Below are 18,109 nucleotides of genomic sequence, written 5' to 3'. Positions count from 1 at the left end.
TATTCTACAAAAAAAGAAAACGTTTGCGTAGAGCAAACATCGTAAAAAACGCATAATATATGCCAAAAAATTTACAAGCGGTTCAAATTTGCAAAAATTTTATCATATTCGACCGCTTGCCTCTTTTAGGCTAATCCGCATTATATCCTATATCTTCTAAGGTCGGGTTATTTGCTCCCGCCTTAGCCAACTCATCGCAAATTTCATTTTCACGATGACCCGAATGGCCTTTTACCCAAGTCCATTCGATTTTATGACGTTGAATCTCTTGATCCAATGCGATCCACAGCTCTTTATTTTTAACCGGCTTACCGTTGGCGGTTTTCCAGTTGTTTTTCTTCCAGTTAAAAATCCATTTGGTAATGCCGTCTTTCATATATTGGCTGTCCGAATTCAACTGTACTTGGCAAGGCTCTTTTAACATTGCCAACGCTTCAATCACCGCACGCAATTCCATACGATTATTGGTCGTCTGCAAGTAACCCTTGCTGACTTGCTTCTCGTGTCCGTTATAACGTAATACAATGCCGATTCCGCCTTTGCCGGGATTGCCCAAGCAAGATCCGTCCGTAAATATTTCAACTAATTTCATTTGCAAAACATTCTTAATTTTTGACCGCTTAATTTAAAAACTGATGAAAAAATTAAAGCCCCAAAGCATAAACTATGGGGCTTTTGATTAATTCTAAGTTTTCTAAAGCATTAGATCAAGATTACTTTTTACCAAGTTGCGGTAATACGTTATTTTGAACTGATAATAAACCCGTTTCGGTATAGATACCTAATTTACCGCGCGTATCCACGATATCTAGGTTACGCATAGTTAATTGACCGATACGATCCGCCGGTGTGAACGGTGCATCTTCTACTTTTTCCATACTTAAACGTTCTGCTTCGTAAGTTAAGTTTGGTGACTCGGTATTTAAAATCGTGAAATCATTACCACGACGTAATTCTAAAGTAACGGTACCGGTAATCGCTTTTGCCACCCAACGTTGAGCCGTTTCGCGTAACATTAACGCTTGCGGATCGAACCAACGACCTTGGTAAAGTAAACGGCCTAAACGTAAACCGTTAATGCGGTATTGTTCAATTGTATCTTCGTTATGGATACCGGTTACTAAACGCTCGTAAGCGATGTGTAATAACGCCATCCCCGGTGCTTCATAGATACCGCGAGATTTCGCTTCGATAATACGGTTTTCGATTTGATCCGACATACCTAAACCGTGGCGACCGCCGATACGGTTTGCTTCTAAAATTAATTCAACCGCGTCTTCGATACGTTTACCGTTTAATGCTACCGGCACACCTTCTTCGAAGGTTACCGAAACGGTTTCAGGTTTAATTTCTACAGATTCGTCCCAGAATGCTACGCCCATAATCGGTTTCACGATTTTCATACCGGTGCTTAATTCTTCTAAGTCTTTCGCTTCGTGAGTCGCACCTAACATATTTGAGTCTGTCGAGTATGCTTTTTCTACCGACATTTTATAGTCGAAACCGTTCTCGATTAAGAATTGAGACATTTCGAAACGGCCGCCAAGCTCATCAATGAAAAGTTGGTCTAACCAAGGTTTGTAGATTTTTAATTTCGGGTTGGTTAATAAGCCGTAACGATAGAAACGCTCGATATCGTTACCTTTAAAAGTTGAACCGTCACCCCAAATGTTTACGTCATCTTCTTTCATCGCCGCAACAAGCATTGTACCGGTTACCGCACGGCCAAGTGGTGTTGTATTGAAATACGGAATACCGCCGGTTGAAATATGGAACGCACCGCATTGAATCGCTGCAATACCTTCGTGTGCCAATTGCGCACGGCAGTCGATTAAACGTGCGTTTTCCGCACCGTATTCCATCGCTTTTTTCGGAATTGCGTTGTAATCGTCTTCATCCGGCTGACCTAAGTTTGCAGTGTAAGCGTAAGGCACCGCACCTTTTTTACGCATCCAAAGTAATGCTGCTGAAGTATCTAAACCGCCTGAAAATGCGATACCTACTTTTTGACCTAACGGGAGAGATTCTAAAATTGTTGCTGACATACGAATTCCTATAAATTTTAAAACATAAAAGAAAACTGACGCAAACGGTTGCATTTGTGCCATTCCGTCTATTCTAGTTCAATTTCGTAAAAATTACATCTAAAATTTAGGCGGAAATACGCTAACAAGACGGAATAACATCGTAAATACCGAGCAAGCGGTCAAATTTCCCTAATTTTTTACCGAAAATTTGCATTAAAAAATGTTAAACTGATACGTAATTTATTTTAAAGGTTGATATAGATGAAAAAAATTCTCGTGATTCGCAACGATAAAATCGGCGATTTTATGGTTTGCTTCCCGGCATTCGCTATGTTGAAACAATCTATGCCGAATGCAGAAATTACCGCATTAGTACCGAGTTACACTGCGTCGCTCGCCGAACTCTGCCCTTCGATTGATAACGTTATTATCGATACTCCTAACAAAAAAGATAAAACCGAATTTAATCGCGTTTTACAAGCGGTCAAAAATGCGCAATTTGATGCAGTCATCTGTTTTGTTTCCGATTGGTACAATGCCAAACTGACTTGGAAAAGCGGCATTAAACATCGCCTTGCGCCGGCAACTAAAGTCTTTCAATTTTTATATAACCAGCGTTTAACGCAACGCCGTTCTCAATCGGCAAAATCGGAAAGCGAATATAATCTCGATTTGGCGCGTGCTTTTCTACAAAAACACCGTATTGCGGTGGTTGAGCCTAATCCGCCTTACTTACAATTCAGCGAAGCCCAGCTTGTGCAACAAAAAGCCAAATTAGCAAAAAATCTGCAAATTTCGACCGCTTGTAAATGGCTGTTTGTGCATGCGTCCACCGGCGGTTCGGCAACCAGCTTATCGATTGAGCAATATGCGCAAATGCTTAATTGCATTGCCGCTGAGACGAATTGTGAAATCGTGCTGACCGCCGGCAAAGGCGAAAGTGAAAAAGCCCATCAGTTAGCCGCCAAAATTACGGCAACCAAAGCGGTTGTGTATGATAAAAATGACGGATTACAAGATTTTACCCGTTCGATTGCTTGTGCCGATCTGTTTATCGCCGGTTCGACCGGACCGCTGCATATCGCCGGTGCATTGAATGTCGCAACTATCGGTTTTTACCCGAGCCGATTATCGGCATTGCCTCGCCGTTGGCGTCCGATTAATGAAGAAGGCAAACATTTAGCCTTTATGCCGCCGGAAGCGAAAGAAAAAGCGCAACAAATGAATTTGGGCTTAATCTCCATACCCGAGGCTCTCAAAACTATTGTGCCTTTTGTAAAGAACATTTGGCATTCATAAGAATTGTTTAATAAATAGCTAGAAAGTCAAAAGCCTGTTAAAATGGCAAGTCTTTTTTTAATTGAAGTGAACTTAATAACAATATGCTAAAAAAATTCCTCTCCCTTTTATTGCTTTCCCCAAGTTTAGCGATGGCACAATCTTACGTCGTGTATGATTTTACCCATGATAGAATTTTGGAAAGCCGTGCCGCAAATAATGTACAACCTATAGCTTCCGTTACTAAATTGATGACGGCGAATATTTTCTTAGAAAATAATAAAAACAAAAATTGCAGTGCCTCTATTTCCGATCAAGATTTTGATCATATTAAAGGAACCGGTACAAAGTTACCGAAACATACGCCGATTGCTTGTGACGAATTGTTAAAAGCGATGCTAGTCCATTCGGATAATTATGCCGCCCATGCGCTTTCTCGCTCCGCCGGTATGAGCCGTGCGCAATTTATCCAAAAGATGAACCAAAAAGCACAGCAACTAGGTATGCGTTCGACACGTTTTAGTGACAGTTCCGGTTTATCCAGTGCGAATATTTCCAGTGCGCTGGATTTGGTCAAACTGGCAAAATATTCGCTTAACAATGCCAAAATTCAAGAACTTTCCAATACGAAAGCGGCTTACGTACGAGTAGGCAAACGTAACGTTTTTATGCAAAACACCAGTGCTTTAGTACGTGAAGAACTGTTCGATGCGGCGATTAATAAAACCGGTTATATTCGTGAGTCCGGCTATAACTTAGTGTTTGTCAATAAACATCAATGCAATCATGCGACCATCGGTGTCATCAGCTTGAATAATCGCAGCTCTGCTACCCGTTCAACCTTTACCAAAAACAAATTGGAACAGTACGGTTGCGTTTCCTTAGCTAAGGAAGATTTCAATTATCACGAAGAAGAAGATATTTAAGAAAAAGACCGCTTGTGCATGATCAGCATTACAAGCGGTCTTTTTTTGGCAATTTTTTGCAATTAGTTACGCGTTCTGTTCCAAAGATCCGCATATTTAACGAAAGTCGAATGAGCGGAAAGCACCGCTAACAGAAAGCCTTGTTTACCGTCTAAAAAGCCGGCTTTTAGCAAGTACATTTTCACAAAGCAGCCTAAAGCGTGTGTTACGCCGTCTAATAAACTCGCCTTTTTCCCTGCATTCGCACGTTGAATTGCCCATGCTTTTGCATAACTTGCCGATTTCACTAAATAGTGATGAATATCTTTATAAGTAAAATGCAGTAAATCGCCAGTTAATTTTTTCACCGTAGCATTTTTCGGATAATGCACTTTTTCATGCACCAATTCCTCACCGTATTTCGCAAAATCGGTACGATACAAACGCACCACATAATCAGGATACCATCCCGAATGGCGAATTTGTTTGCCGAATACTTCGCTTAAACGACTTACTTGATAGACGGTATTTTCTTCATTTTTTTCGACCGCTTGTAAAATGCTCCGTTTTAATTCGGGCGTTACCCGTTCATCCGCATCCAACCACAGAACATAATCGCTTGTCACATACTGCTGGGCTAACCGGCGCTGTTTGCCAAAGCCTTGCCAGTCAGTATTTACATAGACCTTTGCACCGAAACTTTCGGCGATTTGTACGGTTTCGTCACTACTACCGCTATCCAGCACAATAATTTCATTTACCCAACCTTGCACGGTTTCAAGACATTTCGCTAAATCTTGAGCCTCGTTTTTTACAATCATCGCAACACTTAACGTCGGCATAATCTTTCCTTTTTCGGTTTATTTTGTTTGTCGTTCATTGCATTTTACTTTAAAATTCGCCCCTTTTGTGCTATTTTCTACGCCAAATTTTATTCACAAACAAACCACAGGTTTAAAAACAATGTCTATTACATTAACAACGAAACAAAAACAATTTTTAAAAGGTTTAGCACACCACTTAAGTCCGGTTGTCATGCTTGGCGGCAACGGCTTAACCGAAGGCGTGTTGGCTGAAATCGAAAACGCATTAGCTCATCACGAATTAATTAAAGTAAAAATTTCAGGTGCGGAGCGTGAAACCAAACAATTAATCATCGATGCGATTGTGCGTGAAACAAAAGCCGTTCCGGTTCAAACCATCGGTCACATTCTGGTGCTTTACCGCCAAAGCGAAGAGAAAAAAATCAGTTTACCTAAAGCAACCAAAGCCGTTTCATAATTTATTTTTATTCAAATCTGGCCGCTTGTAAGCGGTCTTTTTTATGAGGAAATTTTCCGTGGTTAAAAAACTCTCGATTTTCACGTCTTTGATGTTGCTTATCCCGTTATTCACTTGGGCGACCGGTTGGAAGTGGACCTTCGGCGGTATGGATTACCACCTTTATGATCTTGATTTCTGGTTATTTTTCTTAACCGAAACTGGCTCCACCCCTTACGCATTAATTACCTGCGTCCTCTTTATGCTTTGGTTAATGTGGCTGACTCGTAAACATTATTCGTGGTTTTTAGTCGGCTTTATTTGTGCCGGATCCGTAGTCGGTACGCAAATCATCAAAGAAGGAGCGAAAGCGGTGTTTAAAGAGCCTCGCCCGTTTGTAACGGAAATGTTCCAAGCACAAACGGAACAATTTTATGCCCTACCGGAAGCGGAACAAGCTCAAGCGGTATTAACCCTTGCGGAAAAAACGCATCCGAATGATGCGGATTTTATCGTATCACATCAAGCCGGCGAATTAGGTTATTCCTTCCCTTCCGGTCATACCATTTTTGCCGTTTCTTGGTTATTGGTTTTCGGCGGATTACTCTTCGGTTTAAGCGGCAAAGCGGTCGTTTTTGCGCAAATTTTTACCATTTTATGGGCAAGTTTGATGTTGATCAGCCGATTGCGTTTAGGTATGCACTATCCTATTGATTTGTTTGTCAGTACGTTAATTGCTTGGTTATTCCACATTATCGTATTTGTTTGGGTAATTCCTTTCCTAGAAACCTTTAAAATCTTTCAAAAACGAGGTTAATTATGGCTGTTTATTACGGTTTAGATGTAGGCGGTACGAAAATTGAGTTGGCGGCATTTAATGCTCAACTGGAAAAACTGTATAGCGAGCGAGTGCCGACACCGCAAACCAATTATGAAGATTGGTTGAATACGGTGGAAACCTTAGTGCTTAACGCCGATCAAAAATTCGGTGAGCAAGGTTCCGTCGGTTTAGGCTTACCCGGTTTCGTAAACCGTGAAACCGGTATTGCGGAAATCACCAATATTCGTGTTGCCGACGGTAAAGCGATTTTAAAAGATTTAAGCGAGCGTTTAGGACGTGAAGTACGCGCGGAAAACGATGCAAACTGCTTTGCCCTTTCGGAAGCGTGGGATCCGAATAACCAACAATTCTCAACCGTGCTCGGTTTAATTATTGGCACCGGTTTCGGCGGCGGCTTTGTGTTTGACGGAAAAATTCATTCCGGCAGAATCGGTATGGCGGGCGAAGTCGGTCATATGCAACTCAATTATCACGCTTTAAAACTATTAGGTTGGGATAAGGCGCCAATTTATGATTGCGGTTGTGGGAACCGAGCTTGTTTAGATACTTATATTTCCGGTCGCGGTTTCGAGATGCTATTTAGAGATTTGGTCGGTGAAACGATTTCGGCGAAAGAAATTATCGAACGTTTCTATCAAAAAGAGTCGAAAACTATCGAATTTGTGGATAAATACATCGAATTAATGGCAATCAGTATCGGTAATCTGATCACGATTCTTGATCCGGATATGATCGTATTCGGCGGTGGTTTATCTAATTTTGATCATATTTATGAGGCATTGCCAAAAGCACTTCCTCCGCATTTAATGCGTAGTGCCAAAGTGCCGGTCTTTAAAAAAGCGATTCACGGCGACTCGGGCGGTACTCGTGGTGCGGCGGCACTCTTCTTAAAATAATTTGTTTTTACCGAATACATGGGACTTCCCGTGTATTCTTTTTATATAGGAAAGTATTATGCTAAACATTACTCCGATTCCGGCACTCTCCGATAATTACATTTGGGCGATTCAAAAAGATAATGACGTGATTATTGTCGATCCGTCAGATGCCGTTCCCGTATTGGCGTTTATTGCAAAAAATCAGCTAAATTTGACCGCTATTTTATTAACGCATAATCATCACGATCACACCGACGGTATGCCGGAATTACTCTCACGTTATCCGCAATTATCGGTTTACGGCCCGCAAGAAGTCGCACAATTTGCTAATCGGATTGTGCAACCTGAAGATCATCTCACTTTATTTGATTATGATGTCCGAGTGATTGAAAGTGCCGGTCATACCGCTCAGCACGTCAGCTATTTATTCGGTAACGAATACCTATTCTGTGGTGATGCGTTATTCTCCGGCGGCTGCGGTCGTGTCTTTACCGGTAATTATCAAGCGCAATTTGATGCGTTGCAACGTTTTAAAGCGTTACCGGAATTTATCGAAATCTTCCCTGCGCATGAATATACGTTAAGCAATCTAAAATTCGCCGAAGCGGTTTTAGCGCCGAGTTGCGCTCTGTTTGAAATTCAAGAACGTGCGGAAATCTTAAGATCCCGCAATCAGCCGACACTTCCGACAACGTTGGAAAGAGAGCTGCAAATCAACCCGTTCTTACAAGCGGTCGATTTAGATCAATTTATTGCATTACGCCACCAAAAAGATAATTTCTAATCCATAATAAACGGGAAATAAAGCTTTCCCGTTTATTTCTCCTCCTGCCAAACTTTTTATTTTTTATACTGTCAATTCCTCCTGTATCTATCTTAGAATCTTATCCTATGATATAGTTATCTTCATTTGTATTAATGATTAATTTACTATCTAACTAAAGCGAGAACTCCTGTGAATTTTGATCCTCAAAAGATGCCTCAACATGTTGCGATTATCATGGACGGTAACGGTCGTTGGGCTAAACAACAAGGGAAATTACGTGTTTTCGGTCATCAAAACGGTGTGAAAGCGGTACGTTCCGCGGTAAGTTTTGCTGCCAAACACGGGATTAAAGTTTTAACGCTTTACGCTTTCAGTAGTGAAAATTGGAGCCGCCCCGAAGCGGAAGTTTCCGCACTGATGGCTTTGTTTATGCGGGCATTGGATTCCGAAGTAAAAAAGCTGCATAAAAATAATATTCGTTTGAATATTATCGGTAATAAGAGTGCTTTTAGTGAAAGTTTACAGAAACGTATCGCCGAGTCGGAAAAACTTACGGAAAATAATACGGGTCTGATTCTCAATATTGCTGCGAACTACGGTAGCCATTGGGATATCACGCAAGCCGCTCAACAACTTGCTATAAAAGTAAAATTAGGCGAAATAACAGTTTCGGACATCACGCCGGAACGTTTACAAAATGCATTGGTAACAGGCACGCAACCTCTGGTCGATTTATTAATCAGAACCAGCGGAGAGCAACGTATCAGCAACTTTTTATTATGGCAAATCGCTTATGCGGAGTTGGTTTTCAGCCCCGTATTATGGCCGGATTTTAATGATGACTCTTTTAGTGAAGCCATCATTGCTTATCAACAACGTGATCGTCGTTTCGGCGGTTGTTAATAAAATAATTATAAGGATTTTTTAATGCTTAAAGAACGAGTACTTTCTGCGATTGTGATGGTTATTGCCGTCTTAGCAGGTATCTTCTTACTTTCTCCGCTCCCTCTTACCATTGCCTTAGCCGCAATTATTACCGCTGCAATGTGGGAATGGGCGCAATTTGCCGGCTTTAAACGTTCATTACCTAGAGCGGTTGTGGCATTCGTTACGGTTTGTTTATTTATCTTATTAATTTTCGCCAATACCAACTACATTAGAGCGGCTCGTTTCCTAACGGACGAAACCGTTCCGCTCCTGTTTATTTCATGCGTCTGGTGGTTAATCGCCTTTATTTTAGTCGTCACTTATCCTCGTTCCGCAAATGTTTGGGCAAAATCCGTTATTGCTAAATTTATTTTCGGGTTCTGTACGCTTATTCCCTTCTTTATTGCTGCGCTCGCGTTACGTTTTAATAATTATGCGGTAGATGAATTCCAAGGAACTTATTTATTACTTTATGTTTGTTTACTGGTTTGGGGAGCCGATTCCGGAGCCTATTTCTTCGGCCGAGCATTCGGTAAACATAAACTTGCGCCGAAAGTTTCGCCGGGAAAATCTTGGGAAGGTGCAATCGGCGGTTTGATTACTTCGTGCGTGATCGCATTCCTTTTCTTAGAACTGGCACCGAGCGATGTATTCGGACGTGAATTATCCACCGTACCCTTTATTTTAGTTTCCGTCGCAACGGTTGCGATTTCCGTATTAGGCGATTTGGCGGAAAGTATGTTTAAACGCCAAGCGAATATTAAAGACAGCAGCAATTTAATTCCGGGACACGGCGGTATTTTAGATCGAATTGACAGCTTAACCGCAGCGATTCCGTTCTTTGCCACTTTCTTTTTCTTTGTATTATAGGATGTTATGACTTCTGTTATTGCATTTTTTATCTTAATTTGCGTACTGGTTTTTGTACATGAATACGGTCACTTTTGGGCTGCTCGTAAATGCGGCGTCAAAGTGATCCGTTTTTCGATCGGCTTTGGAAAAGTGCTGTTTAAAAAGACCGACAAACACGGCACCGAATTTGCGTTTTCATTAATTCCGCTCGGCGGCTATGTACAAATGTATAACGGAGAAAACGAACATCAAGCTCGCGCAGATCAAACTTTAGCAAGTAAATCCGTTTTACAACGTGCCTTTATTATTGTTGCCGGTCCGTTAGCCAATTTTATATTTGCGATATTGGCTTACTGGTTGGTATTTGCGAACGGCATACCGACTCTAAAACCGGTTACCGGACAGATTTTACCGGATACGATTGCCGCACAAGCAAAGTTACCGACCGAATTTGAGATTAAACGCGTCGCTTCGCATAACGTACAAGATTGGGAGGAAACAACGCTTGCGTTAATCGGTTATGTCGGTTCCGATCGTGTAGAAGTTGAAGGCAGTCTGGTCGGTGAAGACCGTTTACAACGTTTCTATTTGGATTTATCCAATTGGAATGTGGACGGAAATAAAGAAAATCCATTAACTACGCTCGGAATCAGAACAAAAAGCAGTATCGTTAAACCGGAAATTAAACAAGTTATCGAAAATTCACCAGCGGCAAAAGCCGGATTACAAGCCGGTGATAAAATAGTCAGCGTGAATCAAACACCTTTCGATTGGGCAGATTTGGTTAAACAGGTTCAAACCGGTCAAATACTCGAATTAACCGTCGAGAAGTCCGGTAATACTTATCGATATTCTCTGCAACCGGATAAAAAAGACGATCGCTATTTTATCGGTATCGTCCCGAGCTACGAGCCTCTAGCGGATAAGTATCGAACCGAATTAAAATATGATATTCTAACCGCTTTATGGAAAAGCGTTGAAAAAGTAGGCGCGTTGGTTAAAACCATTCTACAATTTATCGGGAACTTAATTACCGGCGAATTATCATTAAAAAATATGGGCGGTCCTATTTCAATGGCTAAAGGTGCGGGAGCAACCGCCGAAATAGGTTGGGTTTACTATATCAGTTTTATGGCGCTGATTAGTGTCAATCTTGGCGTAATGAATTTATTCCCAATCTTACCGCTAGACGGAGGACAACTTATTTTACTTGGAGCGGAAACCGTTAGAGGAAAACCGCTCGCTGAAAAATTCCAATTACGTTTTCAACAAATCGGTGTATTCTTCGTACTAAGTTTAATGGCTTTTGCCTTTATGAATGATCTCATTCACTTTTAATTCCAGGTTATAAGCGGTCGATTCCGCTGATAATTTTGCAAACATTCATAGGATAATTTCAATGAAAAAATTCTTACTTTCTTCTCTTTTAATTGCAAACGGTGTGGTCGCAGCACCTTTTGTCGTTAAAGATATTCGTGTTGACGGCGTACAAGCCGAAACAGGTCAGGCTATCATTTCTTCGTTACCGGTGAAAGTCGGTCAAACGGCTACGGATAATGATGTCGCAAACGTGGTAAGACAACTTTTCGAACAAAATCGCTTTGATGACGTCCGAGCGACACGAGAAGGTAATACCTTAGTCATTAAAGTTGCCGAGCGACCTTTCATCAATAGCGTTGATGTCGAAGGTAACAGTGCTATTCCGAAAGAGCCGTTACAGGAAAACTTAAAGGCGAACCTTATCACTAAAGGTGAACTCTATGACGCTGCAAAATTAGAAGGTTTTAAACAAGGCTTACTTGATCATTACCATTCTATCGGTCGCTATGAAGCTAAAATCGATACGACAACAACTCGCAACGAAAACGGCGGTATTAACATTAAATTAAATATTACCGAGGGCGAAGTCGCTTACGTTAAAAATATAAAATTCGAAGGCAATCAAGTATTTACCGATAAAGAATTAACTAAACCGTTAGATATTCAGCCGGACGTATCTTGGTGGAATATTTTTGAAAGCAGTAAATTCGAGCAACAGGCTTATAATAAAGATTTGGAAACGTTACGCGATTATTATTTAAATCGCGGTTACGCTCAATTTGCATTGCAAGATACCGATGTAACCTTTAACGATAAAAAAACCGAAGTGGATCTTACTTACAAAATTCACGAAGGCGTACAATATAATATTAGCGACATTCGTATCATCGGTAATACGGCAAAACTCGATAACGAATTAAATACGTTATTAAAAGACTTCGAACCGGGTCAATTATTCCGTAAAAGCGAATTGGTCGAGATCGAAGAAGGTATTAAACAAATACTCGGCGAACATGGTTTCGGCTCGGCAAAAGTCGATTTATATCCTAAATTCAACGAGCAAGATAAAACGGTACAAATTAACTTTATCGTTGATGCCGGTCGTCGTATTTACGTACGCAAAATCCGCTTTGAAGGCAATGATGTAACGGCGGATTCAACCTTACGTCGCGAAATGCGCCAACAAGAAGGTGCGTGGCTATCCACTACGAATGCGGCATTAGGTAAATCTCGTTTAGAACGTACCGGCTTCTATGAAACCGTCGATATGACGATGCCGACCGTTCAAAATACCGATGACCAAGTGGATTTAGTCTATAAAATTAAAGAGCGTAATACCGGTTCGATTAACTTCGGTATCGGTTACGGTACGGAAAGCGGTATCAGCTACCAAGCGGGTATCAAACAAGACAACTTCTTGGGGATGGGTTCGACCGTCAGCTTAAGCGGTAGGCGTAATGACTACGGCACAAGCGTAAACTTAGGTTACACCGAACCGTACTTCACTAAAGACGGCGTAAGTTTAGGCGGTAACGTTTTCTACGAAGATTACGATAACTCGGACAGCAACACCTCTGCGGCTTATAAACGTCAAACTTACGGTATTAACGGTACGCTAGGCTTCCCGGTAAATGAAAACAACTCATATTACCTAGGCTTAGGTTATACGCACGATAAGTTAAAAAATGTCAAACGAGAATTTACTCGTGAAAAATACGTGAAATCGATGAACTTCCCAATTATTGACGGCAGTAATCGTTATGAGCGTATTAAAGCGGACGATTTTGATTTCTCATTCGGCTGGAACTACAATAGCTTAAACCGCGGGTATTTCCCAACCGAAGGTACTACCGCAAATATCGGCGGTAAAGTGACGATTCCGGGTTCCGATAATAAATATTATCGCTTAAATGCCGATTTTAGAAATTATTATCCGCTTAATCGTGAACACAAATGGGTCATTTCAACTAAAGCCGGTTTAGCTTATACCAAAGGTTTCGGCGGTAAAGAAGTGCCGTTCTATCAACTTTATTCGGCGGGAGGTATCGGCACATTGCGCGGTTTCGCATACGGTGCGATTGGTCCTAAAGCAATTTATTACTCTACGCAGAGTAATAAATTCACGAATGCAAGCGATGATGTCGTCGGCGGTAATGCGATGGCGAATGCAAGTTTGGAATTAATCATCCCGACACCGTTTGTCAGTGATAAATATCAGCACAACGTACGTACGTCATTATTTGTAGATGCGGCAAGCGTATGGAATACGAAATGGAAAAAATCCGTATATCCGACATTACCGGATTATAAAGATTACAAACGTGTACGCGCTTCCGCCGGTATTGCGTTCCAATGGCAATCCCCGATCGGTCCTTTAGCGTTCTCTTATGCTAAACCGATTAAAAAATATGCGGGCGATGAAATCGAGCAATTCCAATTTAGTATCGGTAGCTCGTTCTAATCGATTAACAAGCGGTTAGATTTTGTCTATTTTTTGCAAAATTTTTGATAAATCCGACCGCTTATTTTCGTGCTACTCAGTACCGAATTAATTAAAAGAAATAAAGGATATCTAAATGAAAAAATTATTTAAAGCAGCAACAGTAACCGCAGCATTAGCAACCGCAGGCTTGGCTCAAGCAAGCGATACCATCGGTTTCGTAGATCCGAACTATTTACTGCAAAATCACCCTGTTGCCATTGATGCGGCACAGAAATTTGAAAAATTTATGAAAGAAGGCCAAAGTAAATTCGCCGACGAAGATAAAAAATTAGCGGAAGAAAATAAAGCCTTAACCGCAGAACGAAATAAACTTGAAAGCGATGCGAAAAAATTACAAGAAGAACAAACAAAAGTAGAAGCGTCACTTAAGAAAAAATCCGCCGCATTAGAAAAAGATGCGCCGCGTTTACGCTCTAAAGAAATTCAAGCGCGTCAAAACGCAATCGAAGCGGAATATAAAGCGTTCCAAAACAAAGTTTCGGCAATCCAAAAACGTGAAGCCGACTTTGGTAAAAAAGCCGAAGCCTTCCAGAAAAAAGCGGACGCTTTCCAAGAAAAATTAAATAAAGCGCAACAAGAAGCCGGCGGTATGGATCCTCAAGCGGTACAAAAACAAGTGGTTGAGGAAATTAACGCAACAGTGAAAGAAGTAGCTAAATCAAAAGGTTATACTTTAGTATTACCACCGTCCGTTGCACTGTATGCGGAAGATGAAACCAAAGACATTACCGAAAAAGTGTTGGAAGCGTTAAAAGCGAAACACCCTGAAATTAAAATCGAACAACCGGTTGCAAATCCGGAGGTAAAAGCGGAAGAAGCTAAACCGGCAACCGACGCACCTCAAGCAGAAACAACCAAACCAGAAGAAGCGAAAAAATAATGGCTAATTTCCGTTTAATTGAACTTGCGGAGCAAATCGGCGGTACTCTAAGGGGTAACGCCGATTTGGCTATTTCTAGCATTGCCGCATTAGATAAAGCAAATTCGTCACAAATTACTTTTATTTCTAACGCAAAATATCGCCCTCAATTAGCACAATCTCAAGCCGGTGCGATTATTGTCAGCGAAGCGGATATCGAGTTTTGTGCTGAATCACAAAATCTTATTATCGTAAAGAATCCGTATGTCGCTTACGCATTATTGGCACAGTATATGGATTCGACGCCTAAAGCCGCTAACAGTATTTCACCTCACGCCGTTATTTCTTCGGAAGCAATTTTAGGCAATAATGTTTTCGTCGGTGCGAATGCGGTGATTGAAAGCGGTGTAGAATTGGGCGATGACGTTATCATCGGTGCCGGATGTTTTATCGGTAAAAATACTAAAATCGGCGCACGTACTCAATTGTGGGCAAACGTATCGGTTTACCATAACGTCCGAATCGGTTCGGATTGTTTAATCCAATCCTCTGCGGTAATCGGCAGTGACGGCTTCGGTTATGCCAATGATAAAGGTCAATGGATTAAAATTCCGCAAACGGGCGGCGTGATTATCGGTAATCGTGTGGAAATCGGCGCTTGTACTTGTATTGACCGCGGTGCTTTGGATCCGACCGTTATCGAAGACAATGTAATTATCGACAATCTTTGTCAAATTGCGCATAATGTTCATATTGGTTTCGGTACGGCCGTTGCCGGTGGAGTAATTATGGCGGGTAGCCTGAAAGTAGGCAGATTCTGTCAAATCGGCGGTGCAAGCGTATTAAACGGTCATATGGAAATTTGTGACGGAGCCGTCATTACCGGTATGAGTATGGTGATGAAACCGATTACCGAAAAAGGAATCTACTCGTCCGGTATCCCTGCTCAAACCAATAAAGAATGGCGTAAAACCGCTGCGCTAACAATGAATATCGATGAGATGAACAAACGTTTAAAAGCGATTGAAAAACGTTTAGCTGAATAAGCATTTTTTATGGGCTTACCGCTGTAAGCCTTATTTTAGTTTATACATTTTATTATGAGGCCGAATTAATGACTATTGAAGTACAAGAAAATAGAGAACCTAAAATTATTGAAGTAACGGAAATTATGAAAATGTTACCTCATCGCTATCCTTTCTTACTTGTAGATCGTGTTATTGATTTTGAAGAAGGCAAATGGCTGAAAGCAATTAAAAACGTGACCGTAAACGAACCTTGTTTTACCGGTCACTTCCCTGAAAGTCCGATTTTCCCTGGCGTACTTATTTTAGAAGCGATGGCGCAAGCAACCGGCGTATTAGCGGTCGCGACACACGGAAAAATGGCGCAAGACGAATTATATTATTTTGCGGCTATTGATAATGCTCGCTTTAAACGTCCGGTCGTGCCGGGTGACCAACTTACATTCGAAGTTGAATTTTTAAAAGAAATGCGTGGTATCACTAAATTTACCGGAAAAGCTTTCGTAGACGGCAAATTAGTGTGTGAAGCCGATTTAATGTGCGCTCGTAAATAATTAAACTCCAACCTCACGGGAGAAACTATGCGATTAATTGATTCAACTGCAAAAATCAGTCCTTTAGCCGTCGTTGAAGAAGGAGCGCAAATTGGCGCTCACGTCGAAATCGGTCCGTTTTCCGTTATCGGCAAAAATGTAAAAATCGGTGCAAAAACAGTTATTCACTCTCATGTTGTGATTAACGGTCATACCGAAATCGGCGAACAAAATCAAATTTTCCAATTCGCCAGTATCGGGGAAATTAACCAAGATTTAAAATATCAAGGCGAACCGACTAAAGTGATTATCGGCAATCGTAACCGTATTCGTGAAAGCGTTACCATCCACCGCGGAACCGTGCAAGGCGGCGGTGTTACGCGTATCGGTAATGATAACCTGTTTATGATCAATACTCATATTGCGCACGACTGCTCTATCGGTAATCGTTGTATTATTGCCAATAACGGTACTTTAGCCGGTCATGTTACGTTAGACGATTTCGTTATCGTAGGCGGAATGTCGGCGATCCACCAATTCGTCGTTATCGGCTCACACGTAATGTTAGGCGGCGGTTCAATGGTTAGCCAAGACGTACCGCCATACGTAATGGCACAAGGAAACCATGCTCAACCGTTCGGGGTGAATTTGGAAGGTTTAAAACGTCGCGGCTTTGATAAGCCAGCGATGCACGCCATTCGTAATGCGTATAAATTAATTTATCGTAGCGGTAAGACAATTGAAGAAGCAATTCCGGAAATCGAACAATTTGCAGTAAACGAACCTGCCGTTCAGCTATTCCTAGATTTCTTTAAACGCTCGACTCGCGGTATTATTCGCTAATCGGCCGAATAGACAAGCGGTGTAATTTGCAAAGTTTTTAACAAATTACACCGCTTTTTTTATAAATTAATGACCGCTTGTTCCGCCAATTCTCGTGCCAATTTATCTATATGTAACACATCGGCGATTTCTTTCACTTGAACCGGTGCAATATTTTCCACCACTGTTCTATTCACGTTCACAATATCAATAAAACGAATACGCTCGTTTAAGAAAGCCTCAACCGCCGTTTCATTTGCCGCATTCATTGCGGTTGTCGCATACTGACCTTCCGCAAACGCATCAATCGCCAATTTTAAATTCGGATAGCGAGCAAAGTCCGGTTCGATAAAGGTTAATTCTTTCAACTTGAAGAAATCTAACGGAGCCACGCCGGCATTAATGCGCTTCGGATACGCCATCGTATGTGCAATCGGGGTACACATATCCGGATTACCCATCTGAGCAATAACGGAACCGTCAATATAGCGCACCATCGAATGAATAATCGATTGCGGATGAATGATAATTTCCATCTCCTCTGCCGACGCATTGAATAACCAACGGGCTTCAATATATTCCAAGCCTTTATTCATCATCGTGGCACTATCGACCGAGATTTTCTTACCCATAGACCAATTCGGGTGAGCAACCGCTTGTGCCGGTGTAATCGCTGCAAATTCGTCTAACGGTTTCACACGGAAAGGACCACCAGAACCGGTTAAAATAATTTTGCTCACGCCTAACTCGGCAAGCGGGCAAAAACCGACTTTTTGTTGCGCTTCCGGCGGTAGGGATTGGAAAATCGCATTATGTTCACTATCCACCGGTAAGAATTGCGTACCGGATTTTCTTGCTTCATCAATAAAAATTTGTCCGCAAGTAACTAACGATTCTTTATTTGCCAATAAGACTTTTTTACCCGCTTTAACCGCTGAAAGGGTTGGAAGCAAACCTGCCGCCCCAACAATCGCCGCCATCACCATATCCACTTCCGGATGTGCGCTCAATTCACAAATCGCTTTTTGACCGCTTAATACTTCGGTTTTTACATTCAATTGTCTAAGCTGTTCCTCCAACGCTTTTGCAGCGTTCTCATCATCTAATGCGGCAAATTTCGGTTGAAACAATAAGCATTGCGCCGCCATCAATTCAACATTTTTACCGCCGACCAAACCGAATACTTCGTATTCGGTTTTGTTCTGTTCCACCACCGATAAGGTACTTTTACCGATTGAACCGGTTGAACCTAAAATGACTAATTTTTTCATATCCATTCCTAATCACTCAAAAAAACAAGCGGTCTTTTTTGT

At 41.5% G+C, this 18,109-nt stretch carries 18 protein-coding genes; 14 read left to right on the top strand and 4 right to left on the bottom strand.

Annotated features, from left to right (window positions below):
- Positions 1-130 precede the first annotated feature (130 nt).
- Together rnhA and argG are read right to left on the bottom strand one after the other, a co-directional pair.
- Positions 131-592: a ribonuclease HI gene (rnhA, locus tag DRF63_RS02260; RefSeq protein ID WP_005596479.1), complete on the bottom strand. Its 462-nt coding sequence runs from the start codon at positions 590-592 to the stop codon at positions 131-133.
- 121 nt (positions 593-713) lie between these two features.
- On the bottom strand, positions 714-2,045 hold the full coding sequence (gene argG, locus DRF63_RS02255; protein ID WP_011848374.1) for an argininosuccinate synthase: 1,332 nt from the start codon (positions 2,043-2,045) through the stop codon (positions 714-716).
- 243 nt (positions 2,046-2,288) lie between these two features.
- Between argG and DRF63_RS02250 the strand changes: the two genes are divergently transcribed.
- On the top strand, positions 2,289-3,326 hold the full coding sequence (locus tag DRF63_RS02250; protein ID WP_005596475.1) for a glycosyltransferase family 9 protein: 1,038 nt from the start codon (positions 2,289-2,291) through the stop codon (positions 3,324-3,326).
- An 83-nt stretch (positions 3,327-3,409) separates the two neighbouring features.
- Positions 3,410-4,231 (top strand): D-alanyl-D-alanine carboxypeptidase family protein, encoded by an 822-nt coding sequence (locus DRF63_RS02245; RefSeq protein ID WP_005596473.1) that lies wholly within the window; start codon positions 3,410-3,412, stop codon positions 4,229-4,231.
- Positions 4,232-4,293: 62 nt separating this feature from the next.
- On the opposite strand, the gene DRF63_RS02240 is transcribed toward DRF63_RS02245, so the two are convergent.
- Positions 4,294-5,052: a glycosyltransferase family 2 protein gene (locus tag DRF63_RS02240; protein WP_005596471.1), complete on the bottom strand. Its 759-nt coding sequence runs from the start codon at positions 5,050-5,052 to the stop codon at positions 4,294-4,296.
- 121 nt (positions 5,053-5,173) lie between these two features.
- Here DRF63_RS02240 and yhbY point away from each other — a divergent pair, with 121 nt between their 5' ends.
- From yhbY to lpxA, 12 genes are all read left to right on the top strand, one after another.
- A complete protein-coding gene (gene yhbY, locus DRF63_RS02235; protein WP_005619024.1) occupies positions 5,174-5,491 on the top strand; it encodes a ribosome assembly RNA-binding protein YhbY in 318 nt (105 codons plus the stop codon).
- Positions 5,492-5,582: 91 nt separating this feature from the next.
- A complete protein-coding gene (locus DRF63_RS02230) occupies positions 5,583-6,287 on the top strand; it encodes a phosphatase PAP2 family protein (protein ID WP_005596467.1) in 705 nt (234 codons plus the stop codon).
- A 2-nt stretch (positions 6,288-6,289) separates the two neighbouring features.
- Positions 6,290-7,207 carry an N-acetylglucosamine kinase gene (nagK, locus tag DRF63_RS02225; RefSeq protein ID WP_005596465.1) on the top strand — a complete coding sequence of 306 codons (918 nt, stop codon included), beginning with the start codon at positions 6,290-6,292 and terminating at the stop codon, positions 7,205-7,207.
- Positions 7,208-7,265: 58 nt separating this feature from the next.
- Entirely contained in the window at positions 7,266-7,973 is a 708-nt protein-coding gene (gloB, locus tag DRF63_RS02220) for a hydroxyacylglutathione hydrolase (RefSeq protein ID WP_005596463.1), read from the top strand.
- A gap of 171 nt (positions 7,974-8,144) precedes the next feature.
- Positions 8,145-8,858: an isoprenyl transferase gene (locus DRF63_RS02215; protein ID WP_005619022.1), complete on the top strand. Its 714-nt coding sequence runs from the start codon at positions 8,145-8,147 to the stop codon at positions 8,856-8,858.
- 24 nt (positions 8,859-8,882) lie between these two features.
- Entirely contained in the window at positions 8,883-9,752 is an 870-nt protein-coding gene (locus tag DRF63_RS02210) for a phosphatidate cytidylyltransferase (protein ID WP_005596459.1), read from the top strand.
- Positions 9,753-9,758: 6 nt separating this feature from the next.
- A complete protein-coding gene (rseP, locus tag DRF63_RS02205; RefSeq protein WP_005596457.1) occupies positions 9,759-11,072 on the top strand; it encodes an RIP metalloprotease RseP in 1,314 nt (437 codons plus the stop codon).
- Between the two features lie 61 nt (positions 11,073-11,133).
- Entirely contained in the window at positions 11,134-13,515 is a 2,382-nt protein-coding gene (gene bamA / locus DRF63_RS02200) for an outer membrane protein assembly factor BamA (protein WP_005596454.1), read from the top strand.
- A 115-nt stretch (positions 13,516-13,630) separates the two neighbouring features.
- A complete protein-coding gene (locus DRF63_RS02195; protein ID WP_005596451.1) occupies positions 13,631-14,437 on the top strand; it encodes an OmpH/Skp family outer membrane protein in 807 nt (268 codons plus the stop codon).
- Positions 14,437-15,462 (top strand): UDP-3-O-(3-hydroxymyristoyl)glucosamine N-acyltransferase, encoded by a 1,026-nt coding sequence (lpxD, locus tag DRF63_RS02190; protein WP_005596449.1) that lies wholly within the window; start codon positions 14,437-14,439, stop codon positions 15,460-15,462. Before DRF63_RS02195 ends, lpxD begins: the two co-directional genes overlap by 1 nt.
- A 68-nt stretch (positions 15,463-15,530) precedes the next feature.
- The gene (gene fabZ / locus DRF63_RS02185) at positions 15,531-15,995 is read left to right on the top strand and encodes a 3-hydroxyacyl-ACP dehydratase FabZ (RefSeq protein ID WP_005596447.1); all 465 of its coding nucleotides are present in this window, start codon (positions 15,531-15,533) and stop codon (positions 15,993-15,995) included.
- 27 nt (positions 15,996-16,022) lie between these two features.
- Complete coding sequence (gene lpxA, locus DRF63_RS02180; RefSeq protein ID WP_005596444.1) at positions 16,023-16,817, top strand: acyl-ACP--UDP-N-acetylglucosamine O-acyltransferase; 795 nt, start codon at positions 16,023-16,025, stop codon at positions 16,815-16,817.
- Between the two features lie 59 nt (positions 16,818-16,876).
- Here the strand turns inward: lpxA and ispC are convergent, their stop codons facing one another.
- A complete protein-coding gene (ispC, locus tag DRF63_RS02175) occupies positions 16,877-18,067 on the bottom strand; it encodes a 1-deoxy-D-xylulose-5-phosphate reductoisomerase (RefSeq protein WP_043991754.1) in 1,191 nt (396 codons plus the stop codon).
- Positions 18,068-18,109: the final 42 nt, after the last annotated feature.

The organism is Actinobacillus pleuropneumoniae (genome assembly GCF_003290385.1).
GTDB lineage: Bacteria > Pseudomonadota > Gammaproteobacteria > Enterobacterales > Pasteurellaceae > Actinobacillus > Actinobacillus lignieresii.
This window is presented reverse-complemented; position numbering and strand designations above follow the sequence as displayed.